This is a genomic window from Desulfonatronospira thiodismutans ASO3-1 (assembly GCF_000174435.1).
GTDB classification, from domain to species: Bacteria; Desulfobacterota; Desulfovibrionia; order Desulfovibrionales; family Desulfonatronovibrionaceae; genus Desulfonatronospira; species Desulfonatronospira thiodismutans.
Window position 1 is genome coordinate 17632 of record NZ_ACJN02000004.1, and the last position, 18096, is coordinate 35727.

Here is an 18096-nt window from a genome sequence, read left to right on the forward strand (position 1 = left end):
TTTCAGTCGCACCCTGGTATTCCTATTGGGACACATTGAGCAATCAAGATATATTTTTCCGGAGTCATCACATGAAAGCAGTTATTTTAGCAGCAGGCCTGGGCAGCAGGCTTGGAAAATCCTTGCCAAAGTGCTTGAATCACATTGGATCTGAAACTATTTTGTCCAGGCAAATGAGATTTTTTCATAAACACGGTATTAAACAGGTAATTGTGGTAGTTGGTTACAAAAAAGATCTGGTTATGGAAGAGAACCCCGAGGCCTTGTTTAAATACAACCCCTTCTTCTCGTCAACCAACACTGCGAAAAGCCTGTTGTTAGCTCTAGAAAACCTGGACGAGGACGTGATCTGGGTCAATGGAGATGTTGTCTTCGACATTGAGGTATTACAGGAAGTCGTATGTGCAGAGTATAGCGTAGCTGCTGTTGATACAAAAAAATGTGGACCGGAAGAAATCAAATACACTGCAGACTTCCAGGGTAACCTGTTAGAGATTTCAAAGCATGTTCAAAAACCCTGGGGAGAAGCCGTTGGAATTAACAAGGTCCTGCAAAAAGACTTGGCAGAGTTTCGTCAAGCACTTAAAATATGCCATAACAACGACTACTTTGAAAAAGGCATGGAAATTGCTATAAACACAGGAGTTATCTTTAAGACCTTGGACATCTCTAGTCACAGATGTATCGAGATAGATTTTCCCCAGGACCTGATTCAAGCCCAAAGCATGTTTGAAAATATGACGCAGCTGGAATCTTTGCCCAGAATTCCTTATGATATCAAACAAAACAAACACCTGCATTTTAATGCTGATTTTGATTTTGCCAAAAAACAAGTTGCAGCAAAATAATAAGTTTTCAATCCAGTCTATATGCATATATTTTTACACAAAAGGATTAAATGATGTTCACCGAACAAAGCAGTCCCGATAGAAATTTTATGGTTAGAACTGCACTGGTATCTGCAGGGCAAGCTATTCGAATAAATGACTGGACATATGTTACCAAAAAACTTTTAGAAGTTAAATCAATATATTCTGAACAACCACCTGCAAATATTTATGTTTTGCTGTCTATGGCTTATCGCTTTCAGCACCTTTTGGATTGGGCGGAAAACATTATCAATGAAGGTAAAGAAAAATACCCTCAGCATGCTGATATCTTGATGGAACACGCTGAAGTTGGCAAAGCTCAAAAAGATTTAATTTCTACTGACAGGTATAATAAAACACTAAAACAAAAATCTCAGAAAAATACAAGTCAATACCGCTCAGCCCAGCATCAGATTGAAAAGATCAGCAAAAAGCTCTTTGAACTGGGATTTGCAGATAGGGCTTCAGGTGAACTAAAACATATTGCTACCGGCAATTATCAAAATATAGTAAAAACGCTTGCTGCCTGGGAACTTGCTAGCTGGTATGCAGGGCAACTCAGCCGGTCTAACGCTCAAAAGTGTCTGGACATGCTTGCTGTTGTCGAAAAATCTGGTGCAGATCCGGCAAAATTTGCAAGCGCCTCAATTATTAAAGCAGAATGTCTAAGCTTACTGGGTAAGGATCATGAAGCTAAGAAATTTTTGCAGCATGCTTTATCTCAAGAACCCCGTACAGATCTATACATGGCAGCTGCCAACCTGGAACCAAAACTTCCAGACAAGCTGGCCTGGATCAATAAAGCCTTGCGCTTGCATGGGCTTTCTGAGGTAAGTTCAACACCTGATACGGGTAATAACAATGCCCCGGCATCAAAAAGGTTGAGAGCTTGCTCAGCTGCAAAGCTCAAGGCCGAGCAAGCTCACAGCTCTCCCCTGGTTTCAGTAATTATTCCAGCTCACCATAATTTGCATCATATTAATATAGCTCTTGAATCCTTATTGAAGCAAACCTGGGAAAATATGGAAATACTGGTTGTTGGAGCTGGTGGACAAGACGATCTTGAACAAAAGCTGTCAGAAAATATCAGGCAGGATTCCAGGCTGAAAATTATCTGGACAAATGAGAACGCTGGTAAGTACTTGGCTTTAAACACTGCTTTGAAAAAAGCTTCAGGCGAATTTGTCACCTGTCACGAACCCCAGGAATGGTCCCATCCCCAGAGAATAGAAACCCAGGTTGTCAGCCTTATAAATTACCCAAACAGTGTTGGAAATATTGCTCAGACGACAATTATTGATGCTGATTTCAAATTTGTGCTCCAGACAAATCCCGGTGGATATCTAACGGACAATCTTTCCTCTTTTATGTTTAGACGAGAACCCGTTTTCAATGCTGTGGGTTACTGGGATTGTGTTCTTTACGGAGCTGACAGAGAATACATGCAACGAATAAAAAACGTTTTTGGGGGAAGCTCGATTTTCAGCACCAATTCTGGAATTTTATCTTTCATGAACAAAACAATTGATCCACATGAGTCTCAAATTAAACGTAATTTTACATATTTTTCTGGAGCAATCAGCGAATATTTAGAAAGCAGCAACTACCATCAATCAAACACAAATTGTAATCATTACGAATTTCCTCAAAACAAACGCCCTTTTCCTGCGCCACACTGCTTGTTGCCCAATACAGAAGATAAACTTAATGATTGCAGACACTTTGATGTCATTATTGCATCAGAATTCAGAGTCCCTGGTGGAAATAACTACTCCAATCTGGAGGAAATAAAAGCTCAAAAACTTATGGGGCTCAAAACCGGACTTATTCAGATCTCCCGCTACGATTTAAACTATGATCATAAAAAATTCCCAGAATTTAGAGAATATATTGACGGGGAAAAGGTACAGGTGATTACTTGCGAGGAAAGGGTAAGTTGTGATTTACTTATCCTGAGATATCCCCCTGTACTTCAGGATTTGCAAAAGTCTATTCCCAATGTTCAAGCAAAACAAGTTAAAATAATGGCTAATGTGCCTCCATTGCATTATTATGGTCAGAAAGGATTATTGCGCTACAAAATAGAATCCTGCCATCAAAATTTGCTTAAATATTTCAACAATCCTGGTACGTGGCACCCTATTGGACCCTTGGTGAGAAAAGCTCTCACTGACTATCATGCCGATGATTTAACATATATCAACCTTTCAAAAAAAGACTGGGTCAATATAATTAATGTATCCGAATGGAAACGAGCATCACGCCCGGAGACTGGCACAAACATCAGAATAGGGAGGCATTCCAGAGACCATGAAACCAAGTGGCCTGCTGACAAGAATGAATTGCTCTCCATTTACCCTGATTCTGATAGACATGAAGTGCATATTTTAGGAGGAGCTAATACTCCTAAACGTATACTTGGGTATAAACCAAAAAACTGGATTGTTCATGATTATGGAAGCATGCATCCTCAAGCGTTTCTCTCTAAGTTAGACGTTTATATATATTATACAAACCCCAACTGGGTTGAGGCCTTTGGTCGGGTCATCATTGAAGCAATGGCAGTTGGGGTTCCTGTAATCTTGCCGCATGAATACAAATCATTGTTTGGAGATGTGGCAATTTATGCTCATCCATCTGAAGTTGCTGCCCGCATAGATGAACTTATGCAGGACAGTGATTATTATGATCGGAAGGTTCAAAGAGCCCTGGAATATGTGGAGGAAAATTTTGGGTACTCCCAGCATGCTAAGCGCCTTAAGGAAATAAATCCTGGTTTTAATATAGATTTCCCAGGACATTATGAACCTGTACAACCAGATGACGAGACTGTAGCTCATGCTTTAGAGGCCATACAGCAAGAAAACTGGGCAGAAGCAATCAGGCGCTGGCAAAAAGTATTCTTGAAGCATAAGAACCAGGCCCCTGCCCATGCCTATGCCTCCCTATCCCTGGCTCATCGCATGCAGGGTAACCCGGATAAGGCTGAAAAACTTATCGAGCAGGGTCAGAAAAATTATCCTGACGATAAAGAACTTCTCTTGGAGTACGTCAAGACTGCCAAAGCCAGGCGTGACCGGGCCGAGGCAGCCAAAAGGTCCCAAAGACTGGAGCAAGTTAGCAACAGGCAGGAAGGCCTTGATCATTCCAGCGGTACTACTTATTATCAGCAGGCGATAACCAGCCCCATAGATAACCAGCATGCAGATCCATCAACCTCTCAAAAGATGTTTTCTGCCAAGCAACGCCAAGGACAATCAATTGGTCGCAACGCCAAATGCCCCTGCGGATCGGGAAAAAAGGTCAAGAAATGCTGTGGAATAGAAAGTGAAACAAAAACACAAATAAATAAGGATGATTGCTCCAATCATCATGCATCAAAGTTAAATAATAAAGAAAACTACAATTGGTGCAAACCGCTGCAGAATTACAAATCGGCAAGTGTTGCCACAGACTCTGAACCTCTCGAGCTTGATGGAAAGCTAAAACACATATATTTTGTCTATCCAGATACAAAGGATGCTCATGGCATGCATTACAACAGCTCGTTAAAACGTGTTCATAAAACAAAAAGTGCTGGAATAGATGCTGAAGCTGTCGCTCTTGAGAGTCCTGATTTTTTACGTGCTATTACAGATTGTAGCAATCATGAAGGATATGTCTTATTTGCTGGAAGAAACGGCTATGATTTGACTATTAATTCTAGAAAGCTGAACAAAAATGTATTTGACCATCTAAACGTTAATGTAATAGCCACACTCGCTGATCATCCTTACTCCAGTTTTATGTGGAGGCTGCTTGACAATGCTGCTGAAAATACTGTTTTTTTTACTCGTCCATCTCTGGATCGAGAGTTGCGAGCCATATATCCCCAGCTGACCAGAACTGACGTATATGAAAGCCTTGGAGGGCCGCACAATCAAAACATCGACCAAGCTCTTGCGCAAAGACCTTTGTCTAAACGCCACATTGATCTCTTGATACCTCTGGGGCTACATAAATTCTTCAAGAAACCTTCACTAAAACAGCAGCTGCATCAACTGGGTCAGGAAGCACAAAAAATCGGTGAATCGCTCTTTGAAGCCGCACGAAAAGATTACCATACCACCGTCTTTGAGAACTTTCAGAATATAATAAAACACGAGTTCGGCGAAGAGCATGTCTTCAGCCACCCTAAAACCAAACAGGACTGGATATGGTTAAACGTATTGAGTGTCGTGGACTGGACAGTGAGGATGGACCGCAGGGTTAGATTGCTGAACAGCTTGCACCGGCTGCCCTCAAGTACAAGGATCAACATTACTGCAAGCCCGAAAGTAGCCGACTTTTTCCCCAGACTCAAAAACAAAAAAAATATCCACTGGATAGGAGAAGTAAGCACAAAAAAACTGGAAGATCTGTATTCAGAGTCAAAAATGGTTCTCAACTGCAACCCCACATACCCGGACTTTGTAAATGAACGAGTAAGGAATGCCATGGCCTGGGGATGCTGCGTAATCTCAGACTATCAACAAGCGTTGGGCAAACATTTTCAAGACCATGTGAGTATTTTGTTCACTGACCCTGAAGGCAGGAAAATCGAGGATTTTTGCGAGCTAAACGTTAATGTCCTTCAAGATATTGCAGACGCTGGACGGAATTTGATGCCAGCACCACAGCCTGATAAAGGCAATATAGGCTTTCTTAAAAGAATCGAGAAACACCTTCCCGATATAAAATTAAATGATCCTGGCCAGTTGTCCAAAGATCCCGATAAGTCTGCTGATCCTGAAGCTAAGGCTTTGAGATCTTGCTTTTCCTCTCAATCTAATAGCCAAAAACCCGCTTCAAGCAAAAATAACAATCTGAAACTATTAATGGCTGGAAACCAGGAAGTTATCGAAAACGATCAAATGACTGTAGACTGGATTTTAACAAGAAGGTGCAATTATTCTTGCAGCTATTGCACAGTATATAACAATAAAACCGGTTTTTTTGTGCCGATTGAAAACCTTAACTCAGTAATAGACAGACTCAATGATTTGCCGCACCAGAAAATAAAACTGGCTCTTTCTGGAGGAGAGCCAACTATACATCCCAGGTACCTGGACTTCATTGAGCATACCATCAGCACCCTTCAAGATCGAGTGACCATCAATACGCAGACTAATTTCAGCCGACAGCTGAAATTTTACGAAAACCTTGTAGATAGAATCGGAGAGCAAACTGACAAAATCAGTTTTTCATCATCCTACCATTTTGAACACGCAGAAAAACATAGGTTCATTGAAAATATTCTTTTTTTAACTGAAAAAAAGGTGCCTGTCACTTTTAAAATATGTGCGGAACCAGATCGCATGGACCAAGTAAAAGATCTATATAATGAGGCTAAATATCTGGAAAATGATTTTCTCAAGGTAGCTTTAGTCGTTGTCAGAGAAAATTACGGTTCATTTCCAGACAAAAGGTATTCCAGCGAAGATCTTGCATGGCTGCAGAATGAATATACAGAAAATAAGGGCACTATTCTACTCAAATACTACGATATTTCATGCAATAGGATAAGAGACTATTATCATACTGCTGATGAATTAATAATAAATGGGATGCATAAATTTACTGGAATGTCCTGCTATGCCGGATTAAACAGAATTTCAATTGGTTCTGATGGATCATTGGCTCCATCAGTTTGCCTCAGGTGGTCTAAAGGACTAAAACACAATGTATACGACAATCCCAGCTCAATACTTTCTTTCCAAGAACCTATTACTTGTCCATGTAAAGTGTGCCATGTTCCTGCAGATATGCAAGTTCCAAAATACAATTTCGGATTGATTAATAAGATTAGTAAACACAATAATCAACATTTATTTTCTTTCTGCTGATTTAAACAAATAATATTTTTAAAAAACCATAAAATAATATTTTCAAACTGCTTCGTCTCTTTTTTTTAACAATTCCGTGATATAAATTTTCTAAAGAAAGAAATTTTAATGTTTTTTGCAAACATATTTTTAGATGGAAATCATTTCTCATTACAGATACCATTATTTTTGATAATGGTAGCAATATTGATTTTAAATGCTAATTACATTATACGTATTAAGAAAGAATCCTTCAATAAAAAATATTGGCGAAAACATATGGTTAACTGTTGAGCCGATTGATAATTTTCCTTTTAAAGTTGATGCACCTAACTTGCTTAAAGATTAGTGGGTCGCCAAAAACAGTAGACTATAGAAATATGAAAGGCATCATACTCGCCGGCGGCTCCGGCACCCGCTTGTATCCCATTACCAGGGGGATATCCAAACAGTTGCTGCCGATCTACGACAAGCCCATGATCTACTATCCCCTGTCCGTGCTCATGCTGGCTGGGATACAGGATATTCTGATAATATCCACCCCGGATGATCTGCCCAATTACCAACGCCTGTTGGGGGACGGCTCGGACATTGGTATCAGCCTGGACTATACAGAGCAGCCCAGTCCGGACGGACTGGCCCAAGCCTTTCTGCTAGGAGAAAATTTTATCGGTACAGACCGAGTTTGTCTGGTCTTGGGGGATAATATTTTCTACGGCCAGAACTTTACGCCAAAGCTTAGGCAGGCCGCACAGCGAGAGACAGGAGCCACGGTATTCGGCTACCAGGTCAATGACCCACACCGATTTGGCGTGGTCGAATTCGATTCCAGTAAACGGGCCATATCCATAGAAGAAAAGCCGCAAAAGCCCAAGTCCAGCTATGCAGTCACCGGGTTGTATTTCTACGACAACGATGTGCTGGACATAGCCAGACAGGTCAAGCCTTCTCACCGGGGTGAGCTTGAGATTACCGCAGTGAATCAGGCCTATCTGAAGCGTGGGGATCTGTATGTGGAGATGCTCGGTCGGGGCTTTGCCTGGCTGGACACCGGAACCCATGAAAGCCTGCTGGAAGCGGCCCAGTTTGTGGAGACAATCGAAAAGCGGCAGGGATTTAAGATCGCATGTCTGGAAGAGATCGCCTGGCGAAACGGTTGGCTGTCAAACACGGACCTGGAAAAAGCTGGCAAGGCTTTGGCGAAGAATGGTTATGGTCAGTATCTGCTGGGACTGATAGAAGAGTCGTAACGCGGGAAGCGTGAAGCGGTAGGCGGGAAGAGTTGAGCGTAGAGCGGGAAGCGGGAAGAGGGAAGCGCAAAGAGTTGGGCGGCATGCGGAGAGCGAGGAGCTAAAAAGCAATGACCTAGAGATTTTTCTTCTCTTTTTCTCTCGCCCTGCGCTTACCGCCACCCGCTTCCCGCACACCGCAGCGGAGCACTAATGGCTCATTTTCGGTTTGAAGATCTTGAAATCTGGCAGCTTGCAAAACAGCTTGCTGTTAAGTTTCATCGAATAGCGGACCGTTTAGAACAACGAAAGCTATTCCGCTATGCAGAGCAGCTTCGAGCTGCTGGCCTATCAATTTCAAATAACATAGCAGAGGGCTGCGGAAGCATTCATCCAAAAGAATTTGATCAGTTCTTGAATATTGCCAGGCGATCCTTGTATGAAGACGCCTCTATGGTTCATGTATTTTTCGCCCTTGAGTTGCTTGAAAATGATGAAAAAGAGGAACTTCTGGAAGAATGCGATTTCTTGAGCCGCAAGATTACAAATTATTATAAATCAAGGCAGCAGGCGGCAAGAGGTAAGCGGTAGGTGGCAAGCGTAGAGCGGTAAGAGGTAAGTGATAGGTGGCAAGCGTATAGCGGGGAGTGAAAAAGCAATGGCGTAGAGATTTTTCTTCTCTTTTTCTTTCGCCCTGCGCTTTCCGCTTGCCGCCCAGCGCACTACGCCCTGCGCTTACCGCCACCCGCTTCCCGCTCCTTGCCCAACGCTTTCCGCTCAGCGCTTACCGCTTTACGACAAACAAGAAGCTGGTTGCAATAAGGTCAACATGAACTCAGAACCCGCAAAGCCATTACAGCCATATGTAGCAGATAAAAAGATCCTGGTCACCCAGCCTTTTCTTCCTCCTTTGGAAGAGGCCCAGGAGTTTTTGCAGGACATCTGGGACAGCAAGTGGCTGACCAACCAGGGCAGATATCACCAGGCCCTGGAAAAGGAGCTGGCCTCCTTTCTCGGCGTTCCGTATGTGGCCTTGTTTGCCAATGGAACCCTGGCCCTGTTCACTGCCCTGCAAGCCATGCGAGTCACAGGCGAGGTGATCACCACCCCGTTCAGCTTTGTGGCCACCACCCATGCCCTGTGGTGGAACAATATCCGGCCTGTGTTTGTAGATATTGAGCCAGAGCACTGCAATCTGGATCCGGAAAAGGTGGAGTCAGCCATCACGCCCAAGACCACTGGCATTCTGCCGGTTCATGTCTACGGCCATCCCTGCCAGGTGGAACGTCTGCAGGAGATAGCCGATATCTACGGCCTGCATCTCATCTATGATGCAGCCCATGCCTTTGGGGTTAAGTATAAAGATCAGTCAGTCCTGAACTATGGGGACTTATCAATCCTCAGCTTTCACGCTACCAAGGTTTTTAATACCTTCGAGGGCGGGGCAATCATCTGTCATGATGCCAAGACCAAGAAACGCATAGATTACCTTAAGAATTTCGGCTTTGTTGGAGAAACTACAGTAATAGCCCCGGGCATAAACGCCAAGATGAACGAGTTTCAGGCAGGGATAGGACTCTTGCAGCTTAAGTATTTTGATCAGGTGGTAGAGCAGAGAAAAGCCATAACCAAACGCTACCAGGAACTTCTATCTGACATTGAGGGTATTTCCTTTATTCACCAAGACCCTGATGTAACCTACAACCATGCTTACTTTCCCATATTTATAGATCAGGAAAAATGCGGCAGATGCCGTGATGATATTTATGAGAAGTTGAAAGCTCACAACTACTTTGGCCGAAGATACTTCTACCCCCTGATATCCACTTTCAATGCCTACAAGTCACTGCCCAGTGCAGAACCAGAGAATCTTCCGGTTGCCACCAGAAAAGCAAACCAGGTTATCTGCCTGCCTATTTATCCAGGACTTGAGATGGAGCATGTGGAGAATATCGCCGCTTTAATAAGGGAGTTTAAGCAGTGAGTAGCAAAGTAAAAGGAATAATCCTCGCCGGAGGCAGCGGCACGCGTCTCTATCCCATCACAAGAGGGGTATCCAAGCAGCTTTTGCCGGTATACGACAAGCCAATGATCTATTATCCTTTGTCAGTTCTGATGCTGGCTGGGATCAAGGATATTCTTATTATCAGCACACCTGAAGACATAGCTGGATATGAGCGTCTTTTGCGTAATGGTTCTGATTTTGGAATCAATTTGAACTATGCCCTGCAGCCCAGTCCTGACGGATTGGCCCAGGCTTTTACTATTGGCTCCGGGTTCATAGGAGATGATCGTGTCTGTCTGGTCCTTGGTGACAATATTTTTTATGGGCATGGCTTTTCTCCCCGTCTGCGTGAAGCAGCTTCCAAAGAAAAGGGTGCTACAATTTTCGGCTACCAGGTCAAGGATCCGTCACGGTTTGGGGTTATTGAATTTGATAAATACAAAAGAGTGATCTCTGTTGAAGAAAAACCCGCAAAACCCAAGTCCAGCTATGCTGCTACAGGCCTGTATTTTTTTGACAATGATGTTGTAGAAATTGCAGAAAATATCAATCCTTCTCCAAGGGGAGAGCTGGAAATCACCAGTGTTATTCAGGCTTATCTTGAAAGAGGCGATTTGCATATGGTTCAGCTTGGCCGGGGGTTTGCCTGGCTGGATACCGGAACCCACGAAAGCCTGTTGGAAGCATCCCAGTTTGTAGAGACCATCGAGAAACGCCAGGGGTACAAGATAGCCTGTCTGGAAGAGATTGCCTGGAGGAATGGCTGGCTGTCAAACACGGACCTGGAAAAAGCCGGCAAGGCTTTGGAAAAGAATGGTTATGGTCAGTATCTGCTGGGTCTTATTGTAGATGATGAGCTTTGAGCTTGTATCTTTGAGCTCAAAACCCCTAAAAAACTGGTTTCAATAAGGTCAATATGATCTCAGAACCCGCAAAGTCATTACAGCCACATGTGGCAGATGAAAAGATCCTGGTCACCAGGCCCTTCATGCCCCCCCTGGAAGAATTCACCCGGGGGCTCCGGGAAATCTGGGACAACCAGTGGCTGACCAATAACGGCCCGGTTCTGCAGCGCTACACCCGAAAACTGACCAGGTATTTCCAGAACGACAATCTCTCCCTGTTCAACAACGGCACCCTGGCCCTGCAGATCGGTCTCCAGGGAATGAACATCACAGGCGAGGTCATCACCACTCCCTTTACCTTTGTGGCCACCACCCATGCCCTTTACTGGAACAAGATCAGGCCGGTGTTCGTGGACATTGAGCCGGATTATTACACCCTTGATCCCCAGAAGGTTGAACAGGCCATCACCCCCTGGACCAAGGCCATCCTGGCGGTGCATGTATTCGGCTATCCCTGCAAATACAGGGCTCTGGCCGATATTGCCAGGCGCTACAATCTGGCCCTCATCTATGACGCGGCCCACGCCTTCGGGGTCCGGGTGAATGGCAAGCCCATCGGCAACCTGGGGGATCTTTCCATGTTCAGCTTTCACGCCACCAAGCTGTACCACTCCCTGGAAGGAGGCATGCTTCTTTACAAGGACCAGGGCCTGAAGCAAAAATTCGATTATCTCAGGAATTTAGGCTTTAAGAGCGAAACCCGGGTGGACATGCCCGGGACCAATGCCAGGATGAACGAGATCCAGGCCCTCATGGGCGAGCAGGTCCTGGAATACCTGGACGAGATAATAAGCAGGCGCAAAAAACTGTATGAACTTTACAGGCAGGAGCTTGAGCAGGTGCCTGGCATTGGGTTCAGCCCTGAGCTGCCCGGGGATGTTCAGGCCAGTTACGCGTATGTTCCTGTACGGGTGGATGAAAAAAGTTTTGGCATGAGCCGGGATGATCTTTATACTAGGCTCAAAAAGTACAATGTGTTCACCCGCAGATATTTTTATCCACTTATCTGTGACTTTGCCTGCTATCGCCACCTGTCCATGACAGATCCGCTGACCACGGCCCGCAGGGTCGCGGACCAGATCCTGACCCTGCCCATTTATGATAAGCTGGAGGAAGAGGATGTTGTGAGGATTTGTGAGATTATCAAGCATATCCAGAAAAACACTGATTGTACTTGAAAAGAACCTTTCGACATGGGATCACGTCAGAGGAGCTGGAAAGGAGCTTGCAAAAAACAGTTATGGCAGGTATCTGCTGGGGCTGGTGATTCTTGAGGTGAAGTAGTAAGCGAGGGGGCGACTGGAGCGAACTAAGCAACTTTAGCGAACTTAGCGATGTCAGGAAAAAGCATGTTAAAAAAAATATACGTTAACAACTATCGGTGCCTGGTCAATTTTGAATTGGACCTGGGTAAAATGACCATACTCATGGGACCCAACGGCGGCGGGAAATCAACTCTGTTCGATCTGCTGCGCAATATCAGGCGTCTGCTTGTGGATAATGCCAGGGTCAACAATGTCTTTCCGGCTGAAGAATTAAACGCCTGGGCAGGGGGCACAAAGCAGACCTTTGAACTCCACGTGGGGAACGATAAGGACTTATATGTTTACAGGCTGATCATCTCCCATAATCCGGATATCAACAAGCAGCGCATTGACCTTGAGACGCTGACCATCAACGACCAGGCACTGTTTGAATTCAAACAGGGAGAGGTCCAGCTGTATACGGATCATTTTGAAGCCGGACCCGGATATCCCTTTGACTGGTCAATCTCTGCCCTGGCCACTATTGTGCCCAGAGGAAACAATAAAAAACTTACCTGGTTCAGGGAATGGGTTGAAAAGCTCTTTATCATCAGCCTGCAGCCCAGGCATATGGATTCAGTGACGGTGGAGGAATCGTCATGGCTGAACCATGATGGGTCCAACTTCGCTTCCTGGTACAGGTACATTTCCCAGGAACATCAGGATAAGGCCTTTGCGCTGACCGAGGAACTGCGCCTGATCGTACCAGGGTTTCATTCCTTCAAGCTTGAAGCCGCCGGAAAGCAGCGCGTTCTCAAGATCGGATTCACAGCTGATAGTGCCCATTCTTCCCCACTGTATTTTGATTTCAGACAGCTCTCTGACGGCCAGCGGGTGATCATTGTTCTTTATTCTATTTTGCACGGTCTGCGTAACCTGGGCAATTCTATTTTCCTGGACGAACCGGAAAACTTCGTATCCCTGGCAGAAATCCAACCCTGGCTCATAGAACTCAGAGATGCCTGCGAAGAAGCCTTTCCCCAGGCCGTGCTGATCAGCCATCACCCCGAACTCATCGACTATCTTGCCCCGGAATACGGCAGATGGCTCCAGCGCGAACCCCTGGGGCCTACGCGGGTCAAGCCCATGCCGAAAAACCTTGACCCCTCCATAAAACTTTCCGAGCACATTGCCAGGGGCTGGGTCTCATGAGCATGCGCCGGGTGATGATTGTTCTGCTTTGTGAAGATTCGCAGCATGAATCATTTATCAGACGTTTTCTGAAAACCATGGGCTGGGATACCCGCCAGATGCGTATTGAAAAATCCCCTTTTGCCAGGGGATCGGCTGAGCAATGGGTACGCAGGCGTTTTCCAGTAGAGATTCAGGCCTGCCGGAGCCGCAGGACCAAAGCTTCCACAATGCTGGTGGCCATGGTTGATGGAGATAACAAAAATCCGGATGAACGTATCAGGGAACTGGCTGTTGAATGCGAACAGAAAAATATCTCCTTCCGGGACAACCAGGAGCCGGTGGCCATAGCAGTGCCCTGCCGTAATATTGAGACCTGGATACGGTACTTGGATGGAGAGCAGGTCAATGAGGATGAGGTTTATCCTAAGTTTGATCATGAAAGGACATGCCGGGTCGCGGTGGCCCGTCTTGCAGGTCTCTGCAGGGCAGAAGGCTTGCCCGGTGACGCGCCATCTGCTTTGAAACTGGCTTGTGATGAATACAACCGGAGGATCAGGCCGGTGGGAAGGTAGAGGGGAAGCCGGAAGAGATGAGTAGTAAACGAGGGGGCGACTTTAGCGAACTTAGCGATGTCAGAACAAACAGCGGGTGTAATTTATCATGCGGTGATTTATGAAAACCACTAGAACCAGAAAAGCCGACATGCTCGAAGGGGAAGAGGGCCTTGCTCCCGATTCTTCAGAAGTCTACCCGGATGCCGTGGTCAAGATCAGCCGTGATCAATACAGCGCATTTGAGATCAAGCGGATGGCCGAAACAACGTATGAGCTGGTTATTGCGCCGCCTTTCCAACGTCGTCTGGTTTGGTCCAAAAAACAAAAATGCGAACTTATTGAAAGCATTCTCATGGGGATTCCCATTCCCGTGATATATGTGTTTGAGGATGAAAACGGCAAAAAGCAGGTTGTTGACGGCCGGCAGCGCATCAGCACCATGATTTCCTTTATGAACAACGAATACGCCCTGGAGCGGCTCAAGATGCTGCCTGTTTTTAACGGGGATAAATTCGACGACCTTGAGGCCATTTACAAAAGCAAGGTCGAACGCTATCAGGTTCCCGTATACGTCATTGAACCGCCCACCCCGGAACGGGTCAAGTACGACATATTTGACCGGGTGAACCGGGGCGGTACGCTCCTGAACAGTCAGGAAATGCGCCATGCCCTGTATAACGGCCAGGCCACGGCGCTTTTGAAGGAACTAAGCCTGGCCAGGGCCTTCACGGATGCAACAGGCAACAGCATCAAGCCTATTCGCATGCGGGATCAATATGTGATTCTCAGGTTTTTGGCTTTTTATCTTTTCAGAAACCATAAACTAAATTTTTCCTACAAGAGCAACATGGACGATTTGTTGGCGGCGACTATGAAACATATCAATCAAATGAGGCCTCATCAGCTGGAATCCTTGAAGCAGGTATTCCTGAGCGCCATGGAGCGCAGCCACGCGGTGCTTGGCGGGGACGGTTTCAGGTTCGCTCCGGCCAATGTGAACCGCAGGCCTGTAAATATGGCCCTTTTCGAAGTCATTGCCTATTTTTTTGCCATGACAAAGACCTTGCCCCTGGACCAGGTACATCTGAAGAGCAGACTGAACAGCCTCAAAAAAACCTTTGATCAAAGCGGCGTCTTCAGCAGCAGAGTGGATAGCAGCGCTGCGGTTGAATACCGCTTTGGCATGGTTGAATCTCTTGCCGGGGAGCTTACATGCTGACGCGTATTAATGTGAATGGCTTTAAGTGCCTTGAGGACTGTGAACTCACCCTGGCGCCCTTGACCCTTCTTACAGGGCCCAACGCCTCAGGCAAATCCACGGTTCTTCAGGCCATGCTCCTGGCCTTTTCCGGGTTGGAGCAAAAAAACGTCAGTTATATCAAGGAGATCGTAAAGCCGTTTTCCCAGTTTGAGGAGGTGGCGTGCCGCTATTCCAACGCCCATGAAGTACGCGTTCATATCCAGGCTGAAAATGGTCTGTACACGGCTGTGCTGGACCGCTCCGGCTTTCATGTTACCCCGGCCCTGGATGCTGAACCCTTTGGTTATGAGGAAAACCTGTTCTATCTGTCAGCAGGGAGATCAGGCCCCGAGGAATTGTCCGAGCTTAACCGGGACCTGTGCGTTGGCCAGCACGGTCAATTTGCCCTTGGACTCCTGGAGAGGCGAAAGGATAAGCCGGTTCATCCATCCCTCATTCATCCGGAGGCCCATGCCAACACGCTGAAAGCCCAGTTGGCCTGGTGGCTGTCCTTTGTCATCGGAGTGCAAACCGATGCCAAAACGGAAAAAGTGACCGCCACCACGGTTAAAACCACCTTTCATTCAGAAGGGGTGGAGAATGTCTCTCCGCTGAACACGGGAGCGGGCACCAGTTTTCTGCTGAAACTCTTGATCATGTGCCTGACCGCCAAACCCGGAGATCTGCTTCTCGTTGAAAATCCTGAGATTCATCTCCATCCCGGGGCTCAGTCCCGGCTTGGAAGCTTGCTTGCGTTTCTGACAGCCAGGGGAGTTCAAATTGTGGTGGAGACCCACTGCGAGCATCTGATCAACCGCGTACGCTATGAGATTTACACCCGACAGCTCCCGGCCGGCAACGCCGCAATCCACTACAAGCCAGGTGTTCGTGAGCCGTTTGAAGCAATTTTTATTAACGGGCAGGGGCACTTCTGCGACATGGAGGGGAAGGAAAGGCCTTTTCCACCGGGCTTTTTTGATTCAACTTTGGCGGAACTCCTGGTGATGGGCTGATGAGCTATTCTGTTTGTCTTGAAGATAACCTTTTAGGGCTTCTTTATGCCTTCAAGCACGGCAGAGGGCATGATCCTTTACTGGCAGAGAGACTTTTACATCTTTACAAGCCCCCCCATATCACCAATGTCAGCCAATTAGAGCGACTGGGCATTGAAGAAGCGCCCCTCAAAGCGCAGCTCGCCGGTTCAGGACTCATTACCCAGAGCATTGAAGAACTGGCGCGCAAGACCCTGTACAAGATTATTCTTTCATCTCAGAAAGGTGATTTCCCCTACGTTAATGTTCAGGGAGACCCTTTGCAGAACCACTATACCATCACCTGCAAGCCCGGTGAATCCAGGGTAAAGGCGCTGGCCCACCTGAGGGCGCTGTTGGAAGGGGCAAAGAACGTGGTCGTTTGCGATCGCCATTTAAAAACTAATTGGGAGGCGGCCAGGAAGCTTTTCGGCCTCTTTCCTCGAAAGTCCGTTGCCATTGATTTCGCGCATCCTCTTAAGCAGAGCCAGAATACAGCCCTAAAAAAAATTTGTTCAACCTGGAAGCTTAAACAGGATCGCACCCAGGCTTACCGCGACCTCCATGACCGCTATCTGCTTATAGACCGGGCCATGGAAGTCGTTATTACCAGTGGGGTTGATTACCTTTTTGATGATTCCAAGGAATGTACTCTGATCTTTCGGATAAAGCGATGAGGATTTCGAAAAAATACTATGTGCCCGATGTTCCGGGGCTGGGAGCTAGGAGCTGGGGACTGGGGGCTGGGAGCTAGGTTCTGGGGACTGGGTGCTGGGCATGTTTCCTGTTTGATTTTTCAGCTTACTCGTTTTGAAACAATACTATAATCAGAGAAGATAATGCGACATCACCAATACAATCCTGGATTTCAATTTGTTAATGAACCGGTTGATTTCAACAAATTTACCCCGAAAAACCTGCTCCAGTATTGTCTTGGCGCGACATTGTACATGCCGGGAACCAAAGATGTGGTGGAAAAGATACGTGAAAGACGCCTGCCGGACCTGACCTCGATGGTCATGTGCTTTGAAGATGCTATTCAGGAAACAGATGTGCCTCTGGCGGAAGAAAATGTACTCAAGCACCTTGATATACTTTCATCATCCCTTCAAAACGGCGAAATAACCCATGATGACATCCCTTTGATCTTCTTAAGGGTCCGCAATCATAAACAATTCACAAAATTCGGGGAAAGGCTGTCCCCATCTCAGGCAGATGTCCTGTCAGGCTTTGTGTTTCCAAAATTTTACAGCAGCAATGGCCACGAATATTTTCGGTACCTTGAAAGCTTGAACAGAAATTTGAACGTTTCTCTTTATGGCATGCCCATTCTGGAGGGTAAGTCCATTGCGCTTATTGAAACCAGGATTGATGAGCTGAGAAAAATCAGCAACCTGCTGGAACCCTACAGAGATATCGTTCTCAATCTCCGTGTCGGCGGGACGGACTTTTCTTCCATTTTCGGAGTGCGTAGAGGCATCAACTACTCCATCTATGATATCCTCACGGTCAGAGACTGCCTTTCCGACATTCTGAATTTTTTCAACCGGAAAGATGAGGATTACATTATTTCAGCTCCTGTCTGGGAATACTTTCTGGCATATAAGAAGGTTAATCTCGAACATCTTCTGGAAAAAGACATCCACCGATCCCTCTTGAACAGAAGCCCTATTCTGAATGACGCCATTGATGGTTTGCTCAGGGAAGTAATCCTTGACAAGGCCAACGGGTTTGTGGGAAAAACCATCATCCATCCATCCCACTTGAAATACGTGAATGCCATGCAGGCGGTGACCAAGGAAGAGTATGAGGATGCCTCCCAGATTTTGGGCACAACCGGAGGCGTGATTAAAAGCAGTACAGCCAATAAAATGAATGAAATCAATCCTCATAAAAATTGGGCCTATAAAACCGTAAACAGGGCAAAGGCCTTTGGCGTTGTAGAGAATGAAGCCTCCTACGTCAGCCTGTTTCTGGGATGA

At 46.1% G+C, this 18096-nt stretch carries 13 protein-coding genes; all 13 read left to right on the top strand.

All coding sequences use genetic code 11. The features are described 5' to 3' along the window. Window positions 1–71: 71 nt before the first annotated feature. The 13 genes from DTHIO_RS17225 (at window position 72) to DTHIO_RS17285 (ending at window position 18096) form a co-directional block, all read left to right on the top strand. Window positions 72–848: a phosphocholine cytidylyltransferase family protein gene (locus DTHIO_RS17225; protein ID WP_008871529.1), complete on the top strand. Its 777-nt coding sequence runs from the start codon at window positions 72–74 to the stop codon at window positions 846–848. Window positions 849–901: 53 nt separating this feature from the next. After that, the gene (locus DTHIO_RS20130) at window positions 902–6733 is read left to right on the top strand and encodes a DUF6340 family protein (RefSeq protein ID WP_008871530.1); all 5832 of its coding nucleotides are present in this window, start codon (window positions 902–904) and stop codon (window positions 6731–6733) included. A gap of 359 nt (window positions 6734–7092) precedes the next feature. Continuing rightward, entirely contained in the window at window positions 7093–7962 is an 870-nt protein-coding gene (gene rfbA, locus DTHIO_RS17235) for a glucose-1-phosphate thymidylyltransferase RfbA (RefSeq protein ID WP_008871531.1), read from the top strand. A 192-nt stretch (window positions 7963–8154) separates the two neighbouring features. Continuing rightward, entirely contained in the window at window positions 8155–8532 is a 378-nt protein-coding gene (locus DTHIO_RS17240; protein ID WP_008871532.1) for a four helix bundle protein, read from the top strand. A gap of 238 nt (window positions 8533–8770) precedes the next feature. After that, complete coding sequence (locus tag DTHIO_RS17245; RefSeq protein ID WP_008871533.1) at window positions 8771–9925, top strand: DegT/DnrJ/EryC1/StrS family aminotransferase; 1155 nt, start codon at window positions 8771–8773, stop codon at window positions 9923–9925. Continuing rightward, window positions 9922–10809 carry a glucose-1-phosphate thymidylyltransferase RfbA gene (gene rfbA, locus DTHIO_RS17250; protein ID WP_008871534.1) on the top strand — a complete coding sequence of 296 codons (888 nt, stop codon included), beginning with the start codon at window positions 9922–9924 and terminating at the stop codon, window positions 10807–10809. The genes DTHIO_RS17245 and rfbA (DTHIO_RS17250) overlap by 4 nt, the downstream gene beginning before the upstream one ends. A gap of 89 nt (window positions 10810–10898) precedes the next feature. After that, the gene (locus DTHIO_RS17255) at window positions 10899–12029 is read left to right on the top strand and encodes a DegT/DnrJ/EryC1/StrS family aminotransferase (RefSeq protein ID WP_244156404.1); all 1131 of its coding nucleotides are present in this window, start codon (window positions 10899–10901) and stop codon (window positions 12027–12029) included. Between the two features lie 171 nt (window positions 12030–12200). After that, window positions 12201–13307, top strand: coding sequence for an AAA family ATPase (locus DTHIO_RS17260; protein ID WP_008871536.1), 1107 nt, complete (start codon window positions 12201–12203; stop codon window positions 13305–13307). Beyond that, entirely contained in the window at window positions 13304–13861 is a 558-nt protein-coding gene (locus DTHIO_RS17265) for a hypothetical protein (RefSeq protein ID WP_008871537.1), read from the top strand. The genes DTHIO_RS17260 and DTHIO_RS17265 overlap by 4 nt, the downstream gene beginning before the upstream one ends. Window positions 13862–13961: 100 nt before the next feature. Further along, window positions 13962–15062 (top strand): DUF262 domain-containing protein, encoded by a 1101-nt coding sequence (locus tag DTHIO_RS17270; RefSeq protein WP_008871538.1) that lies wholly within the window; start codon window positions 13962–13964, stop codon window positions 15060–15062. Continuing rightward, window positions 15056–16096: an AAA family ATPase gene (locus DTHIO_RS17275; RefSeq protein WP_008871539.1), complete on the top strand. Its 1041-nt coding sequence runs from the start codon at window positions 15056–15058 to the stop codon at window positions 16094–16096. The genes DTHIO_RS17270 and DTHIO_RS17275 overlap by 7 nt, the downstream gene beginning before the upstream one ends. Beyond that, window positions 16096–16791 (top strand): hypothetical protein, encoded by a 696-nt coding sequence (locus tag DTHIO_RS17280; RefSeq protein ID WP_008871540.1) that lies wholly within the window; start codon window positions 16096–16098, stop codon window positions 16789–16791. Before DTHIO_RS17275 ends, DTHIO_RS17280 begins: the two co-directional genes overlap by 1 nt. A 162-nt stretch (window positions 16792–16953) precedes the next feature. Further along, on the top strand, window positions 16954–18096 hold the full coding sequence (locus tag DTHIO_RS17285) for an HpcH/HpaI aldolase/citrate lyase family protein (RefSeq protein ID WP_008871541.1): 1143 nt from the start codon (window positions 16954–16956) through the stop codon (window positions 18094–18096).